Here is a 232-nt window from a genome sequence, read left to right on the forward strand (position 1 = left end):
GATTTTAATAACGCATTTTTGGTCATTCTGGCAACAAACAACCGCAAACAAAATAAGACATGGGCCAAGCAGCTTTCACCGCACCGGTTAGTTTGTGTGGTGGATGAGGCGGGGGAAGGGAATGTAATCTTTCCGGCAGCCGTTCAGCGGGGACAGCTGCAAATTGCCATAACTACAAATGGTGCGAGCCCGAAGCTGGCACGCAGTCTAAAACATGACTTAGAATCATGGT

The 232-nt window shown here is 48.3% G+C and carries 1 protein-coding gene; it reads left to right on the plus strand.

Annotated features, from left to right (window positions below):
* Positions 1 to 232 (plus strand): precorrin-2 dehydrogenase/sirohydrochlorin ferrochelatase family protein (locus RYX56_RS25525; RefSeq protein WP_317124540.1); only part of this gene is annotated, 232 nt, incomplete at both ends.

The organism is Alkalihalophilus lindianensis (genome assembly GCF_032843265.1).
In the GTDB taxonomy this organism is placed as follows: Bacteria; Bacillota; Bacilli; order Bacillales; family Bacillaceae_D; genus Alkalihalophilus; species Alkalihalophilus lindianensis.